This is a genomic window from Nocardiopsis sp. N85 (genome assembly GCF_028882275.1).
GTDB classification, from domain to species: Bacteria; Actinomycetota; Actinomycetes; order Streptosporangiales; family Streptosporangiaceae; genus Nocardiopsis; species Nocardiopsis lambiniae.
The window spans coordinates 78,065-93,503 of sequence record NZ_JARBUT010000003.1 but is presented as its reverse complement, the minus strand read 5'-3'; the positions used below and the strand labels follow the sequence as shown (position 1 = coordinate 93,503).

Genomic DNA, 15,439 nt, shown 5'->3' with positions numbered 1-15,439 from the left:
CCCCTCGCCGGTCACCGTTCGTCTCCGCGCCGGCCGATCGGAACGGCGCTCCGCAGCCGGGCCCTCGCATGGCGGGCCGGCGCTGGAATGTGGAAGTCTGTCCCCGTAGCATCCCCCGATCGATGAGGCCTGATGGACATCCTCTTCCGCGACGCCACCATGACCATGGCGATCTTCGGATTCTTCGCCGCGGCCTGGTTCGGGTGGGCCCGGGAACGCCCTCCCGCCGGGAACGCCAGGTGGTGGCTGGCCGGCGGCTCCGTCCTGGGCCTTCTCCTGGCGGTGGCCGGGGGTGTGCTCTCCTGGCTGCACTGGGACTCCGGGTCGGTGCCGGCCGCCGAGCGCGCCATGACCCTGTGCCTGGTCATCCTCGGCGTCGAGTTCGCGGTGGCCCTGCTCGGCGTCCTGGTGCTGTTGGCGATGGACCGCCGCGAGTACTTCGCCCCGTGGATCTGCCTGGTGGTGGGCGTGCACTTCGTCCCGCTCGCCGGAGTGCTGGACAACGTGCTGCTGTACCCGCTCGCGGTGTGGCTGACCCTGTGGCCGTTCCTCGCGGTGCGCTGGGCGAATCGGCGGGACCTGGCCTACGGCTTCACGACCGGCGTCGGAGCCGGACCGGCCCTGCTGCTGGTCGCCCTGTCGGGCATGCTGATCGCGCTCCTCGCCCGCTGACCGGTCGGGCGGGCCCCGCTATCCCGGTTTGCGGGCACCCGCGATCAGGTGCACCCCCACGTAGTCGTCGGACTCGGTGGCGTGCAGCTCCATCTCGACCAACCGCGCCATCGACCGGGGGTCGCGGGCCAGCATCATCTCCACCGTGGAGGCGGACAGCACCGTGCGCGGCTTGATCCACTCCAGCTCCAGTCCCGCCTCGGTGACGGTGTCGGTGAGCTGTTCGGCGGTGAAGCAGCGGGTGATGGATCCGTCCGGCCAGGGCACCAGGAGCACGTCGGCGCTGGGCGCGTGGCTCAGCTCCGGCCAGCGGTCCTGTTCGGCGAGCAGGGCCATGCCCAGGACCACGGAGTCCACGCACAGCAGGACCCGGCCGCCCGGGCGCAGCACCCGGGCGATCTCCGCGATGGACTCCTCGGTGGCCAACTGGCGGGACAGGACCCGGTCGTCGGCGATGACCCCGTCGAAACTCTCCGCCGCCAGGAAACGCGGGAACGCCGCGTCCCCGACGATCTGGCGCAGTCGTCCGCGCCGGGCCGGGGCGGGCACCATGGCGCGCCCGTTGATCAGGCGCAGGGGGCGGCGCACCGCCATGTCCGGCGAGGGCAACAGGGTCACCACGTCGTGTCCGGCGGCCACGGCGCGAGGGGTACCCGGATAGTCCGGGCTGGACAGATCCAGCAGCCGGGAGGGGGTCTCCGGGAGCCACCGGGCGATCTGCGCCTCGGCGACGGCCCAGTAGAACCGCCAGTAATCGGACAGCCGATCGGGGGTGGCGAACTGTGCCGCCGGTGACCGCGGGCGGTCGGAGGCCGGAGTCGAGGACGGTCGCACGTGCACTCCTCTCCCATCCTTCAAAAGGTCTTACCCGCACTCTGTCATGCCTCACCTCCCATGACGTGCCCGATCGGTGAAGTTCGGGGGTGGAAGGGACCTTCGGCCCATGCCGGCGCGGAATCAGGGCGTCGAGGCGGTTGTTGTCACCGACACCGCGACCGGGGGGATCCCCGGTACCGCGGCCACCAGGGAGTCCCCGAGGAGGGCCACCAGACCATGCCGACCGCCGGTGCGTGCCTCGAACGCGAAGAGGCGTCGACGACGCCACGTGGTGCCGATGCCCGGCTCCGTGCCGTGGAACCGTATCGTGGGGATACGGATTTCCCAGCCGGAACCAGTGCGAGGAGGCCGACGGGCTTGGACCAGGGCCAGGAGACAGCCGAGGAGCGGGAAGAGCGCTTCGAGAGGGACGTGCTCCCCTTTCTCGACCAGCTCTACTCCGCGGCGCTGCGCATGACCCGCAACCCCGCCGACGCGGAGGATCTCGTTCAGGAGACCTTCGCCAAGGCGTTCGGTTCGTTCCATCAGTTCAAAGAGGGAACGAACCTCAAGGCGTGGCTGTACCGCATCCTCACCAACACCTTCATCAACTCCTACCGCAAGAAGCAACGCGAGCCGAAACAGGCCGGGACCGAGGACGTCGAGGACTGGCAGTTGGCTCAGGCCGCCTCGCACACCGCGGCGGGTCTGAAGTCCGCCGAGGCCGAGGCCTTGGAGCACCTCCCCGACAGTGACGTCAAGCGGGCGCTCCAGGAACTGCCCGAGGACTTCCGGATCGCGGTCTACCTCGCCGACGTCGAGGGCTTCGCGTACAAGGAGGTCGCCGAGATCATGGGGACGCCGATCGGGACGGTCATGTCCCGACTGCACCGGGGGCGCCGTCAGCTCCGGTCCCTGTTGGAGGAGTACGCGGTGGATCGCGGTTTCCTCGCCGCCACGCGCGCCACGGCGGGTGCGGCCGCCTCGGGGACGTCCGCGGGCGGGCGGGGTCAGGACGGGTCGGATCGAGGAGATCGACGATGAGCGGCCATGACCGACACGGGGACACCCCGTGCAGTGAGGTACTCGACAAGCTCTACACCTATATCGACGGTGAGCTCGAAGAGAACAACTGCGAGCTGATCAGGCGACATCTGGACGAGTGCGAGCCCTGCCTGGAGGAGTACGGCCTGGACGAGGCGGTGAAGAAGCTCGTCGCCAAGCACTGCGGTTGCGATCCGGTCCCCCTGGACCTGCGGGACAAGGTATTGGGCCGGTTGGCCCTGGCCAGGACCGAACAGTCCGTCCGCGAGGCGGTGGAGCGGGCGCCCGGAACGTTCACCTGATCCGGGGCCGCGGACGCGGTCCCCACGCGGACCCGGTTCTTTTTCCGGGGTCGACCGCTCTCACGGCGGAAGCTGGAATTCCAGCTTCCGCCTTTTTGTCATATTGGGCCGGCTTCTTTTATTCTTGTCATCTTATGTGGCGTTAAGGTGGTTTTCGGGTTATTTGTGTGCGCACGGAGGGCGATTCCCTTTCTCCGTCGGGGTTTTGGTCATCCGGCCACTCGGGTGCCGTCTTCGCTCACTCCTGCGACACGCCCGAAGCCCTTGGGGTGGCACGCCCGTGATCGACTCGGAATGATTTTTCCGGCGACCCTGCGGCGCGCCCATGTCTGGTTACTTTGAGTAGTCGAACCTGGTGGGCTCGGTTCACCGGGTGGCGAAGAGGTCGCTTGAGCATCGGACTTCCGTGAGCACGCCCCTCGCGGCGTCGGTCACTGAGGGTAGTCTCTTGAGATTGCTAATTGAATTAGTAATTCCATACTTCGGAACTTCGTATCATCTTCGGAGTCCGGGGCGGCGGTGGTTCGGGTTGTGGGGAATCCGGGTGCCTTCCGGGCCCGTTAAACTGGACGTCATATCCAACGAATGGGGTAATTTACGCGGCGTGCCCGGGGAAAAGGCGGCATGCCGCTCAGGCGAGAGGGGACAATGATGTTCATGGCATTGCTTCACGTCGCGGCCGCGTCGATCTTGGCGGCTTCCTCCTTCACGGGATGGTCCTGGTGGTAAAACAGAACCGGTGAAACCATGACAGTCCGGTCGTCGTCGGTGGGGGGTGAACGAGGGTGCGGGCTCTTCCCGGGGGCGCGCGTGTCTACGTCGGGATCATCGTTGTCAGTGCTGTCACCATCGTGCTCATGGGGCCCTATGCGGGTATCGATCTGCGAACGCTGGTCCTGGTGGCGCTCCTGTTCGTGGTCGCGGAGTCGATCAGCACGAGCGTCCCGTCGGGCGGCAAGGCGGGGATCTCGCCGAGCTCGGCCGTCTCCCTGGCCGCGGTCGTCCTGGTCGGTCCGGTCGGGGCCGCGGTGGTCGGTTTCGCCTCCTGCTTCGCCGTGCGCAGGCAGAACCTGGTCAAACGGGCCTTCAACGGGGCGCAGTTCGCACTGGCGGCGTACGCCGCGGGACACGTCTACCTTCTGTGCGGCGGCGTGGTCGGGGAACTCGGCCGGGAGGACTTCCCGGCCGTGGTCCTGCCCTACGTCATCGCGGTCCTGACCCACTCCGCGGTCAACTCCCTCCTGATCGCCGTCCTGCTGTGGACGCTCGGCCAGGTGCGCCCCCGCGGGCGCGGCAGGTTCAACTGGCGCCCCCTGGTGGCCGTCGAGCTGTCCTCGATGGGCTACCAGATGCTCGGGCTGGCGATCGCGGCGGTCTGGGGCGGCGTGGGGATCATCGCGCCGCTCCTGGTCCTGCTGCCGCTGTTCATCGCCCGGTGGGCGTTCGCCCAACAGGCCGACGAGGAACGCGCGCACGAGGCCACCCTGGCCACGCTCTGCCAGGCGGTGGAGACCAAGGACTACTACACGCGCGGGCACTGCATGCGCGTCGCCGAGGGCGCCGCCATGATCGCCCGGGAACTGGGCATGACCGCCGAGCGGGTGCAGAAGATCCGCTACGCGGGCATGCTCCACGACATCGGCAAGCTCGGGGTGCCCACCAAGGTGTTGCAGAAGACCGGCAAGCTCACCGACGAGGAGTACGCCGCCATCAAGCTGCACCCGACCAGGGGGTACGAGATCGTCCGGGAGATCGGCTTCCTGGACGAGGCCCTGGCCGGGATCCGGCACCACCACGAACGCCTCGACGGTCGCGGTTACCCGATGGGGCTGGTGGGGATGGAGATCCCCGAGTCCGCCCGCGTCATCAGCGTCGCCGACGTCTTCGACTGCCTCACCTCCACCCGCTCCTACCGCAAGGCGTGGTCGGTGGAGGAGGCCATCACCGAACTGCGCGCCTGTGCCGGCACGCAGTTCGACCCGCGCATGGTGGAGGCCCTGGTCAGGGCGGTCGAGCGCGAAGGCTGGGAGACCCCCGACATCGCCGAGCCGCCCGGTGGCTGCTACGGATCGGTCGCGGCCGACGAGGCGGACGAGGAGGCGAAGGCGTCCGAGGGGACGGACGAGGACGGCGAGGAGACGGTGGCCGTGCCCGCCGAGACCTCCGACCCGACCACGGCGCTGTCCGGCGGGACCGCGGCGGGCGGTCGGGAACGGTGATGACGCAGAGGCAGACGGAGGGGCCCCGCCCCTCCGACGGACGACCGATCGGCCCCGAGGGCGGCGCGCTCAGCCACCAGCGCCCCCGCGGCCCGATCTGGCGGACCTCACGGCCGGTGCGCGCGATCCTGGTCGCGGCCGTGGGCGCCATCTCCCTGGCCGCCCTGGTGTGGACGTCGGCCACCGGGTTCGTCGAACCCTACGTGGCGCTGTCCTTCTGCCTGGTCATCGCGGTCGGCGAGCTGGTCAGGATCACCCTCCCCGGGCACCGGGAGGTCGCGCCGATCGCTTCGGCCGGAGCGGTCGGCTACGCCTTCCTGCTGAGCCTGGGGGAGGGGCCCTCACTCCACTCGCCCTGGCAGGTGGTGGCGGTGGTCGCCTGCGGTGTGGCGGTGGGCGAACTGCCGCACATCGCCGTGGGCCGCGCCCCCCGGGTGGAGGACGTCGCCCGGCGGGTGCTCTCCGCCGGCCTGTTGGCCATCGGGTTCCGCCCCTTGGCCGAACGACTGGACTTCTCGGGCCCGTCGGTGACGGCGACGCTGCTCATGTTCACGCTGGTGCTGGCGGTGTGGGGGATCGACGGGCTGCTGGCCGCGCTACTGCGCGCCGAACGGCTGCGCACCCGGTTGTGGGTGGCCGTCCGCGACGAGATGCGCGCCCAGTTCGCCTCGGGCGTGGCCATCGGTTCCAGCGGTGTGCTCATCGCCCTGTCCTGCACGGTCACGGGCCTGGCCGGACTGCTGGTGTTCAGCGCCCCGCTGCTGGTCGCCCAGGTGGCCTTCCGACGCCACGCCGAGGTACGGCGCACCTACCTGGAGACCGTGCGCGCCCTGTCCCGGGTCACCGAGGTCGGCGGGTACGTGGAGAACGGGCACTCGCGCCGGGTCAGCCGACTGTCCCACCTGATCGCGTGCGAGCTGGGGCTGGCCGAGGCCGACCTGCTGGAGCTGGAGTACGCGGCACTGATGCACGACATCGGACAGCTGTCCCTGCGCGAGCCCATCGCGGGCGGGGCGACGGTGCTGGCCTCGCCCCGGGAACAGCGGCGCATCGCCGAGCTGGGCGCCGGGATCATCCGCGAGACCGGGGTGCTGGACAGCGTCGCCGAGGTGGTGCGCCGTCAGTGCGAACCGGTCGCGGGCGACGGCGACGAGGGCGTCCCGCCGCTGGGCAGCCGGATCATCAAGGTGGCCAACGCCTTCGACGACCTGGTCGGGGAGAACGGCGACGCCGAGCGCCGGTCGGCGGTACTGGAACGGCTGCGCATGGACGCGGGCAGCGAGTACGACCCCGGGGTGGTGGACGCCCTGGCCGCCGTGCTCGAACGCGAGTGAGGTCCCTCCCGCCGGGGTCGGCGGGGCCGGGGCACCGCGCGCCGCGCGGTGCCCCGGTCAGTCGGTCGGCGGCCGCAGCCGGGTGACGAACTTGTAGCGGTCGCCCCGGTACAGCGAACGGACCCATTCGACCGGGTGCCCCTCCCGGTCGAAACTGTGCTGGCAGTGCAGCACCAGCGGCAGTCCCACGTCCACCCCGAGCAGCCGGGCCTCGTTGGGGGTCGCCAGCACCGTCTCGATGGACGCCTCCGCCTCGGAGAGGGAGACGTCGTAGGCGCTCGACAGCGCCTCGTAGAGCGAGGCGTAGCGGTCCAGCTGCCGTCGTAGCCCCGGGAAGCGACGAGCCGCCAGATGGGCGGTCTCCACCGCCATCGGCTCCCCGTTGGCCAGCCGCAGCCGTTCGATGCGCAGCACGCGCCCGCCCGAGCGGATCGCCAGGAGCTCGGCGAGCTGGTCGTCGGCGTTGATGTAGCTCACATCGAGGATGCGCGTGGCGGGGTGCAGGCCGTGTGAGCGCATCTCCTGGGTGTAACTGGTGAGCTGGAGCACCTGGGCGACCTTGGGCTTGGCGACGAACGTCCCCTTGCCCTGGATGCGCAGCAGGCGCCCCTCCACGACCATCTCCGTGAGGGCTTGGCGCACGGTGGTGCGCGAGGTCCCGAACTGGGTGGCCAGAGCCCGTTCCGGAGGCACCGGATTGCCCGCGGGCATCGCCTCGATGAGTTCCAAGAGCTGCTTTTTCACCTGGTAGTACTTCGGCACCCGGGGGTTGCCGTCCAGTGTGCCCTGCCCGGTCATCGGTCTCCTCCGCGTTCGAGCGCGCCCTGAGAATTGGTGTGGACCACTGGTCGAGCGCGTACCTCTTGAGTATGCACGCCTTCATGGGATGATTTGTGAGTGCCTCACCTCAGTGATCTCATCAGGCGTCACACGTCCCTCGAACAGGCGGATCTGGAGTGGATCCACGCCCTGGTCTCCGACTGGCAGTTGCTGGCGGACCTCTCCTTCGCGGATCTGGTCCTGTGGGTACGGTTGCGCGAGGACGACGGTTGGGTGTCCATCGCCCAGATGCGCCCCACGACCGGGCCCACGGCGTTCCAGGACGACCTGGTCGAGGCCGTCCTCTACGACGACATGACGGACGTCACCTCCCGTTCGGCCCCCCGGGTGGTGGGCCGCAGGGCGCTCATCGACCGCGCCTGGCGCGAGGGTCGCATCTGTCGGGACGGGGACCCGGACTGGTCGGGCGGGGTACCGGTGCGGGAGGAGACCATTCCGGTGCGCCGCGAGGGCAACCTCATAGCGGTGATCCAGCGCAGTACCAATCTGAGTTCGGCGCGCACGCCCAGCCGGTTGGAGCTCACCTATCTCCAGAGCGCCGGCGACCTGGCGCAGATGATCGCCGAGGGCGTGTTCCCCTTCATCGACCAGGGGCCGCTCATGGTGCGCTCCCCCCGGGTGGGGGACGGCCTGCTGCGCCTGGACCAGAACGGCGAGGTGGTCTACGCCAGCCCCAACGCCCTGTCCGCCTACCGGCGTCTGGGCCTGACCGCCGACCTGGTGGGGGCCCGGCTGGACCGCATCACCCTGGAGTTGGCGGTGCAGGGTGAGGCCCGCGACGAGAACCTGACCTACACCGCCGGCGGCCGGGCTCCGCAGGAGGCGGAGGTGGACGCCCGCGGGGTCACCGTGCAGTTGCGCGCGATCCCGCTCATCATCGACGAGGTGCGCATCGGCGCGCTGGTGATGGTCCGGGACGTCACCGAACTGCGGCGGCGTGAACGCGAGTTGATGACCAAGGACGCCACCATCCGGGAGATCCACCACCGGGTGAAGAACAACCTCCAGACCGTGGCGGCCCTGCTGCGGTTGCAGGCGCGGCGGCTGGACGTGCCCGAGGCGCGGGCGGCCTTGGACGAGGCGGTGGGCCGGGTCGGCTCCATCGCGATCGTCCACGAGATGCTGTCCCACACCCCCGACGAGGTCGTCGATTTCGACGACATCGCCGACCGGGTCATCCAGATGGCGGCGGAGGTCTCCTCCACCTCATCGGGCAGCACCGTGATCCCGCGCCGGGTGGGTGGGTTCGGCCGGCTCAACGCCCTGGTGGCGACACCGTTGTCGATGGTGCTGGCGGAACTGGTGCAGAACGCGGTGGAGCACGGACTGGGGCAGGGGCCGGGATCGATCGAGGTGCGGGTCCGCCGCTTCGAGGGCGTCCCGGGGTACGTGGGCGCGGGGAGCCTGGAACTGGCGGTGTCCGACGACGGCGGCGGGCTGCCGGAGGACTTCGACCTGGAGGGGACCACGAGCCTGGGGTTGCAGATCGTGCGGACCCTGATCGTGGGAGAACTCGGCGGGACCCTGGCGATCAAGCCCAAGGAGAGCGGTGGGACCGAGGTGGCGATCACCCTGCCGCTGGACCGCGAGGAGGCGTCGCTGCCCTAGGGTGTGCTCTTCGGGTTCGGGCCGAAGGGCCCGGATTCCGTCGAGGGGAGCGAGGGCGTCCACGGGATACGGCCTGGCGGCCGCCCCGGGATCGGGTACGAGGGGCGTCCCCGCTGCGCCGGGCGGGGACCCTCGTGGCCGCACCCCGTCGTTGACAGGGGGGCGGTGCGGGAACGTCGGATCAGCTGCGTACCATCGGACGATGAGGGATGCCGCGCCGCTTCTTGAGCAGCCGGCGTTCGTCCTCGCTGGTGCCTCCCCAGACGCCGCCGTCCTGGCCGCTCTCCAACGCCCAGGTCAGACAGGCGGAGCTGACGGGGCAGCGGCGGCACACGGCCTTGGCCTCTTCGATCTGCAACAGGGCGGGGCCGAAGTTGCCGATGGGAAAGAAGAGTTCGGGGTCTTCGTCACGGCAGGCTGCGTCATGGCGCCAGTCCATGCGGTCCACTCCTCATGTCGAGGTCCGGGGCTTGTGAAGATTTTCACGAACAGTGCGCGGCGGGCGCCCGGTGGATGGGTCCCACCGGAGGGGTCCTGGTCACGGGTTCACCCCGTGGCCACATGGGAAACGCCCGAATTAACTCGCCCGTAACTCGCGGCGATATCTTGAGCGTGGCAGGCTTGAACCTGCCGTGCAAGGGGGCTCGGGGTCAAAGGTCCCGTAAGCCGTGTCGCATGCGTCACAGTGCCGTTGAATGGCGCCTTACCCGACAATTAACAGACGATTCGTAATGCCTTCGGTACGGAATGGAAGTTGACCTCTTCGCGCTCCCCGAGGTACTCCCCATCGATTTGGAACGCCCGCGGATGAGGTGACGTGATCCGTAGCGACTCCTGGTCGTGCCAGGTCAGGTACCCGTCGCCGCGTGCCGGGAGCCCTTTGGGGAAGCACATCTGCGAAAGGATCCAGCCGGTCAGCGGGTGCGAGGCCTGGGTGAGCGCGAAAGCGTCCAAGCCCAGCTCGAAACGCGACGCCGGGGTCGGCTGGATCGGGAGGGCTCCCGCGTAAGTCCACGGTGTGGCGTTGGTGACGAGAGCGAAATACACATCGCGAACGGCGCCTCCGCGGGTCCGCACGCTCAGTGACGGATCGCGGATATCGCCGCCGAAGAACAGCTTGAAGGCGACCTCCGCGTACAGCGCCGGCGTCGCCTTCCGCCCGTTCGCGCGTTCGTGCTCCACCCGCTGGACCACGTCCGCGTCCCAGCCGAAGCCGGCACAGAAGGTGAAGTGGCGGTCGTCCCTGTCACTGGTGATCCGACCCAGGTTGATCTCGCGCTCCCGGCCCGCCCGTAGCGCCTCCATGATGGTCCCGGTGGCCTCCACCGGGTCGCCCGACACCCCCAGGGCGCGGATGAAGACGTTGGCGCTGCCGCCGGGGATCACCGCGTAGCGCGGTCGTTTCAACTCCGGGGGGGCCGCGAGGAGGCCGTTGACGACCTCGTTGACGGTGCCGTCACCGCCCAGACTCACCACCAGCTCGTATCCGTCCGCCGCGGACGCGCGGGCCAGCTCGCTCGCGTGTTCGCGGTACTCGGTCTCGGCGACGGTGACGTCCAGCTCCGACGACAGGGCGCCCATGATCACCTCGCGGGTCCGCGATGTGGTCGTGGTCGCCTGGGGGTTCACGATGAAAAGGGCGCGCACACGGTCAGTCTAGGGGTAAGGATCCGGCTCGGCGCCGTGAGAGGGCGGGGCGGGACACGGGGGAGTCGGTGCGGGGATAACCTCGTGAGGTGTCTTCCGAGGTCTCTTCCCGCCCGTACACCGTCGTCATCGCCGCAGCGCTGGAGGCGCTGATCGGGGTGGCCGCGGTCGTCGGCGGCGTCTACAGCATGTTCATCGCGATCACCGGCCGCACCGGCGAGCTGAGCAGCGCGATCCCCCTCACCGCGATCGGCCTGGGCGTGGGCGCGCTGCTGATCTTCGTCGCCCGCGGCCTGTGGCGGCTGAACGACTGGGCGCGCACACCGGTCTTCGTGACGCAGATCTTCCTCGGCGTGGTGGCGTACTACATGTTCACCAGCGGCCAGGTCGTCATCGGTGCCGGGCTCGCCGCCGTGGCCGTGGCCGCCTCGGCGGCGGTGCTCTCGCCGCCGACGACCGCGGCGCTCTTCCCAGGTGAGTGGGGGGAGCGGAACCGTTAGTCCGCGGTCGTCGGCGGGGCGTCAATCGTCGGTGGTCAGGGCCTGACGCAGTTGGGCCAGGGTCCGCGCCAGCAGACGGGACACGTGCATCTGGGAGATGCCGAGTTCCTGGGCGATCTGTGACTGGGTCATGTTCCCGAAGAACCTCAGGAGCAGGATCCGCTTCTCGCGGGGCGGCAACTGCTCCAAGAGCGGTTTGAGGGACTCCCGGTACTCCACGCCCTCCAGGGACTCGTCCACGATCCCCAGGGAGTCGGCCACCGCGGGGGCGTCCTCGTCCCCGCTGTCGGGCGCGTCCAGCGACACCGTCGAGTAGGCGTTGGCGGACTCCAGGCCCTCCAGCACCTCCTCCTCGGTCATCTGGAGATAGGTGGCCAGTTCGGCGACCGTCGGCGAGCGACCCTCGCGCTGCGACAGGTCACTGACCGCCTTGGTCAGCGAGAGCTTCAGTTCCTGGAGACGCCGGGGGACCCGGACGGCCCACCCCTTGTCCCGGAAGTGACGCTTGATCTCACCGACGATCGTCGGTGTGGCGTAGGTCGAGAACTCCACCCCGCGTTCCAGATCGAACCGGTCGATGGACTTGATCAGCCCGATCGTGGCGACCTGGGTGAGGTCGTCGAGCCATTCCCCCCTGTTGCGGAACCGGCGGGCCAGGTACTCCACCAAGGGCAGGTGGAGTTCCACGAGCTCGTCACGGATCCTGCGCCGTTCCTCGGAATCGGCTTCGAGTTCGTTGAGGCGTTCGAACAGCGCTCTCGCGCGCGCCCGGTCGGGCACCGCGTGCTCGGTCTTCGCGGTCAGAGCGGGCCCCCTTTCGCTCACGCCGGCTCCAAGGCGCCACGGCGTTTGTACAGGACGATGGAGACACGGTCGTCGGGTCCGACCTCGGCGTCGACCTCTCCGGCCAGGGCGGACAGCACCGTCCAGGCGAAGGTGTCGCGGGCCGGCAGTCGGCCGTCGGCGGTGATCACCGAGACGGAGATGCGCATTCCGTCCGGAGTGAGTTCGAATTCGGTGGTCAGCTCCGTGCCGGGCAGTGCCTGGGAGAGGAGCATCGCGCAGGCCTCGTCGACCCCGATCCTCAGGTCCTCGATCTCGTCGAGGGTGAAGTCGAGCCTGGCCGCCAGGCCGGCCGTCGCCGTGCGCAGGACGGACAGATAAGCGCTGTCCGCGGGCATGTTGACGGTGACGGCGTCGCGTACACCGGTGGCGTCGGCCATGGGTACAGCGGTTTCTTCGGTCACGTCCCTCCTTCGGGGGGCGAGGTTGCCGCTTGAATGCAATGTATCTCGTTTCACCCTGCCACTGGCGCAGGGAGAATGGATCGTGTCCGCGCGATCGCATCGAACGCGAGACGAACGGTCGTGGTCAGGGGGTCCGGGAGCCCAGTACGGCCAGCGCCTCCCCGTCCAGTCGGCGGACCGTCCAGTCGCTCATGGGACGCGATCCCAGCGCCTCGTAGAAGCGGATGGCCGGTTCGTTCCAGTCCAGCACCGACCACTCCAGCCGGGTGTATCCGCGCTCCGCGCAGATCCCGGCCAGGGCCCGCAGGAGCGCGAACCCGTGACCGCCGCCGCGCGCCCGCGGGCGCACGTAGAGGTCCTCCAGGTACACGCCGTGCTTTCCGGTCCACGTGGAGAAGTTGAGGAACCACACCGAGAAACCGACGGGAACGGGTTCCCCGTCCGGTCCGGGCTCCTCGGCGATGTGCGAGAAGACCCGGGGGTCGGGGCCGAAGAGCGCCGCGTGGAGATCCTCCTGGGTGGCGACCGCCGACTCCGGCTCCTTCTCGTACTCGGCGAGCTCCCGGATCATCCGGTGGATCTCCGGAAGGTCGGCGGGCTCGGCGGGACGGATCATGGATCACCTCGGTCGTGTGCGGGGAGGACGGGCCGCGTTCCAGCCTATGCGCACGACGGCGGACGTCAGGGCCGTGGAACGGGGACGTGGCGGTCCTCTCAGGGACGATGGGCGACCATGCGCTCGATCAGGCCGAAGAAGAGCCGATCGTGGTGGCCCACCTGGAAACCCGCCTCGACGGCCACGTCCCGCGGCAACCGCCGGGGGTGCTCCCTGCGCCGCTCCCACAACCGCGCGGGGAAACGGGTGTGATCGATGCGGTCCGCGGTGAGCAGCCGGCCGCCCGGGACCAGGACCCGGTGCATCTCCCGCAGCGCCGCCTCCTGGTCGTCGATCACACCCAGGGTCATGGTGCACACCACGGTCTCGAAGCTCTCGTCGGGGAAGTCCAGGGCCGCGGCGTCCCCTTCCAGGAAACGGCCGGGGACGCCCAGCTCCTCGGCGCGCTCACGGGCCAGGGAGACCATCCCCGGGTCCCGGTCGATCGCGGTCAACCGCACCTGGGGAGGGTAATGGCGCAGGTTGGCGCCGGTCCCCACGCCCACCTCCAGGGTGCGCTCGCGCGCGCCCGCGCACAGGATCTCCCGGGTGCGTCGCAGCGCGACACCGTCCCAGAGCTCCCCGCGCCCCCGGCCCGTCCGGACGCTCTCCGTGTACGCGTTCATGTTCTCGCCCGCTGTGCTCACCGAACCGACTCTGGGTCCCGATCGGTCCCCGGTCAAGGGGCGGAGGCGCGTTTCTCCGCGAGAGCCCGCCAAAAGCGGGCGGCCCGCCTCCCCGGAAGGGACGCGGGCCGCCCGAAGGGCCCCGGGTCAGAGCACCTTGGACAGGAACGCCCGGGTCCGCTCGTGCTGCGGGTTCCCCAGCACCGCGGCGGGTTCACCGGCCTCCACGACCACGCCGTCGTCCATGAACACCAGGGAGTCGCCGACCTCGCGGGCGAACCCCATCTCGTGCGTGACGACCATCATGGTCATGCCGTTCTCGGCCAGGTCGCGCATGACGTCGAGCACCTCGCCGACCAGCTCTGGGTCCAGCGCGCTGGTGGGTTCGTCGAACAGCATCAGGGACGGTTCCATCGCCAGCGCGCGGGCGATGGCCACGCGCTGTTGCTGGCCGCCGGAGAGCTGTTCCGGGTAGGCGCCGGCCTTGTCGGGCAGGCCCACGCGCTCCAGCAGTTCCAGGGCCTTGGCCGTGGCCTGGGCCCTGGGAACGCGCTTGACCTGGACCGGAGCCTCGATGATGTTGCCCACCACGCTCAGGTGGGGGAACAGGTTGAAGCGCTGGAACACCATGCCGATGTCGCTGCGCTGGGCCGCGATCTCGGTCTCGCGCAGCTCGTACAGTTTGCCGCGCTTCTGCCGGTACCCCATGAGTTCGCCGTTGACCCACAGTCGCCCGGCGCTGAGCTTCTCCAGGTGGTTGACGCACCGCAGGAAGGTCGACTTGCCCGACCCGGAGGGGCCGATGATGCACATGACCTCGCCGCGCTTGACCTGGAGGTCGATGCCCTTGAGCACCTCCAGCCGCCCGAAGCTCTTGTGGACGTTCTCGGCGACCACGAGGGCGTCGGAGGGCAGTTCGGCGCCCTCGGCGGTCTCGATGACCGTTGTGTCCTGCTCGCTCATCAGTGCGCCCCTCCGACGATGCGGTTGCGGATGCCGCCGTACCGGCCCGGGTCGAAACGGCGCTCGATGAAGTACTGGCCCACCATCAGCACGCTGGTGATGGCCAGGTACCACAGGCACGCCGCCACCAGCATCGGGAAGATCTGGTAGGTCCGGGAGCCGATCGCCTGGAGTTGGTAGAACAACTCGATGGTCACCGGGACGTAGGCGAGCAGGGCGGTGTCCTTGAGCATGGCGATGGTCTCGTTGCCGGTCGGCGGGATGACCACCCGCATCGCCTGCGGCAGGGTGATGCGGCGCAGCACCCTGGCGCGGCTCATGCCCAGGGCCTGGCCGGCCTCGGTCTGGCCCTTGTCGACCGATTGCAGGCCGGCTCGGATGATCTCGGCCATGTAGGCGCCCTCGGACAGCGACAGCGCCATGAGCCCGGCGACGTAGCCGCTCAGCAGGGTGCGGGTGTCGATCTCGAAGAACCGGGCGTCACCCTCCATCCCCAGCCAGGCCATCCAGTAGTTGTCGAAGGGCAGGCCCAGCTCGATGGTCTGGTAGAGGATCGCCAGGTTGCCGAAGAGCACGGCCAGGACCAGGCGGGGCACACCCCGGAAGAACCAGGTGTAGAGCCAGGAGACGGTGCTCAGGACGGGGTTGCCGGACAGGCGCATCACGGCCAGGAGGATGCCCAGCACGATGCCGATGATCATGGACAGCACGGTGGCGCTGATCGTGATCCACACGCCTCGGACGACGGGGTCCGAGAACATGTGCTCCATCATGAACGGCCAGTTGAAGGCGTCGTTCGTGAAGAGCATGTGCACGAACATCGCCGCGAGGAGCAGGACGAGGCCGGCGGCCACCCACCGTTCGGGGTAGCGAACGGGGACGGCGGTGATGGGTTCGGCCGATCGGCCCGGAGCCTTCTTCTCGGGCTCCGGGCCGTCCACCGGTGCGGTCGGTGAGGACACAGGT

At 69.4% G+C, this 15,439-nt stretch carries 17 protein-coding genes; 7 read left to right on the top strand and 10 right to left on the bottom strand.

Annotated elements, in window-relative coordinates; all coding sequences use genetic code 11:
- Positions 1-132: 132 nt before the first annotated feature.
- Positions 133-672, top strand: a complete 540-nt coding sequence (locus PWG71_RS06200; RefSeq protein WP_274808565.1) for a hypothetical protein — start codon at positions 133-135, stop codon at positions 670-672.
- Positions 673-690: 18 nt separating this feature from the next.
- On the opposite strand, the gene PWG71_RS06195 is transcribed toward PWG71_RS06200, so the two are convergent.
- Positions 691-1,512: a class I SAM-dependent methyltransferase gene (locus PWG71_RS06195; protein WP_274808564.1), complete on the bottom strand. Its 822-nt coding sequence runs from the start codon at positions 1,510-1,512 to the stop codon at positions 691-693.
- 354 nt (positions 1,513-1,866) lie between these two features.
- Between PWG71_RS06195 and PWG71_RS06190 the strand changes: the two genes are divergently transcribed.
- The 4 genes from PWG71_RS06190 (at position 1,867) to PWG71_RS06175 (ending at position 6,387) form a co-directional block, all read left to right on the top strand.
- A complete protein-coding gene (locus PWG71_RS06190) occupies positions 1,867-2,532 on the top strand; it encodes a sigma-70 family RNA polymerase sigma factor (RefSeq protein ID WP_274808563.1) in 666 nt (221 codons plus the stop codon).
- Positions 2,529-2,834, top strand: a complete 306-nt coding sequence (gene rsrA, locus PWG71_RS06185; protein ID WP_274808562.1) for a mycothiol system anti-sigma-R factor — start codon at positions 2,529-2,531, stop codon at positions 2,832-2,834. The genes PWG71_RS06190 and rsrA overlap by 4 nt, the downstream gene beginning before the upstream one ends.
- Positions 2,835-3,685: 851 nt before the next feature.
- Positions 3,686-5,053, top strand: a complete 1,368-nt coding sequence (locus tag PWG71_RS06180; protein ID WP_274808785.1) for an HD-GYP domain-containing protein — start codon at positions 3,686-3,688, stop codon at positions 5,051-5,053.
- Positions 5,053-6,387, top strand: a complete 1,335-nt coding sequence (locus tag PWG71_RS06175) for an HD-GYP domain-containing protein (protein WP_274808561.1) — start codon at positions 5,053-5,055, stop codon at positions 6,385-6,387. Before PWG71_RS06180 ends, PWG71_RS06175 begins: the two co-directional genes overlap by 1 nt.
- Before the next feature lie 57 nt (positions 6,388-6,444).
- Here PWG71_RS06175 and PWG71_RS06170 read toward each other — a convergent pair whose 3' ends face one another.
- Positions 6,445-7,185 (bottom strand): GntR family transcriptional regulator, encoded by a 741-nt coding sequence (locus PWG71_RS06170; protein ID WP_274808559.1) that lies wholly within the window; start codon positions 7,183-7,185, stop codon positions 6,445-6,447.
- A gap of 99 nt (positions 7,186-7,284) precedes the next feature.
- Here PWG71_RS06170 and PWG71_RS06165 point away from each other — a divergent pair, with 99 nt between their 5' ends.
- Positions 7,285-8,835 carry a sensor histidine kinase gene (locus PWG71_RS06165; protein ID WP_274808558.1) on the top strand — a complete coding sequence of 517 codons (1,551 nt, stop codon included), beginning with the start codon at positions 7,285-7,287 and terminating at the stop codon, positions 8,833-8,835.
- A gap of 181 nt (positions 8,836-9,016) precedes the next feature.
- Here the strand turns inward: PWG71_RS06165 and PWG71_RS06160 are convergent, their stop codons facing one another.
- Together PWG71_RS06160 and PWG71_RS06155 are read right to left on the bottom strand one after the other, a co-directional pair.
- Entirely contained in the window at positions 9,017-9,274 is a 258-nt protein-coding gene (locus tag PWG71_RS06160) for a WhiB family transcriptional regulator (protein ID WP_274808556.1), read from the bottom strand.
- A 275-nt stretch (positions 9,275-9,549) separates the two neighbouring features.
- A complete protein-coding gene (locus PWG71_RS06155) occupies positions 9,550-10,482 on the bottom strand; it encodes a diacylglycerol/lipid kinase family protein (RefSeq protein WP_274808555.1) in 933 nt (310 codons plus the stop codon).
- 89 nt (positions 10,483-10,571) lie between these two features.
- On the opposite strand from PWG71_RS06155, the gene PWG71_RS06150 reads away from it, so the two are divergent.
- A complete protein-coding gene (locus tag PWG71_RS06150; RefSeq protein WP_274808554.1) occupies positions 10,572-10,982 on the top strand; it encodes a hypothetical protein in 411 nt (136 codons plus the stop codon).
- A gap of 21 nt (positions 10,983-11,003) precedes the next feature.
- Here PWG71_RS06150 and PWG71_RS06145 read toward each other — a convergent pair whose 3' ends face one another.
- The 6 genes from PWG71_RS06145 to PWG71_RS06120 all read right to left on the bottom strand — a co-directional run bounded on the left by PWG71_RS06145 (position 11,004) and on the right by PWG71_RS06120 (position 15,435).
- Positions 11,004-11,762 (bottom strand): RNA polymerase sigma factor SigF, encoded by a 759-nt coding sequence (locus tag PWG71_RS06145; protein WP_274808784.1) that lies wholly within the window; start codon positions 11,760-11,762, stop codon positions 11,004-11,006.
- A 41-nt stretch (positions 11,763-11,803) separates the two neighbouring features.
- A complete protein-coding gene (locus PWG71_RS06140; protein WP_274808553.1) occupies positions 11,804-12,229 on the bottom strand; it encodes an anti-sigma factor in 426 nt (141 codons plus the stop codon).
- 124 nt (positions 12,230-12,353) lie between these two features.
- Positions 12,354-12,845 carry a GNAT family N-acetyltransferase gene (locus tag PWG71_RS06135; RefSeq protein ID WP_274808552.1) on the bottom strand — a complete coding sequence of 164 codons (492 nt, stop codon included), beginning with the start codon at positions 12,843-12,845 and terminating at the stop codon, positions 12,354-12,356.
- A 98-nt stretch (positions 12,846-12,943) separates the two neighbouring features.
- Positions 12,944-13,510 carry a class I SAM-dependent methyltransferase gene (locus PWG71_RS06130; RefSeq protein WP_274808783.1) on the bottom strand — a complete coding sequence of 189 codons (567 nt, stop codon included), beginning with the start codon at positions 13,508-13,510 and terminating at the stop codon, positions 12,944-12,946.
- Positions 13,511-13,657: 147 nt separating this feature from the next.
- On the bottom strand, positions 13,658-14,473 hold the full coding sequence (locus PWG71_RS06125; protein ID WP_274808551.1) for an amino acid ABC transporter ATP-binding protein: 816 nt from the start codon (positions 14,471-14,473) through the stop codon (positions 13,658-13,660).
- Positions 14,473-15,435, bottom strand: a complete 963-nt coding sequence (locus PWG71_RS06120) for an amino acid ABC transporter permease (RefSeq protein WP_274808550.1) — start codon at positions 15,433-15,435, stop codon at positions 14,473-14,475. Before PWG71_RS06120 ends, PWG71_RS06125 begins: the two co-directional genes overlap by 1 nt.
- Positions 15,436-15,439: the final 4 nt, after the last annotated feature.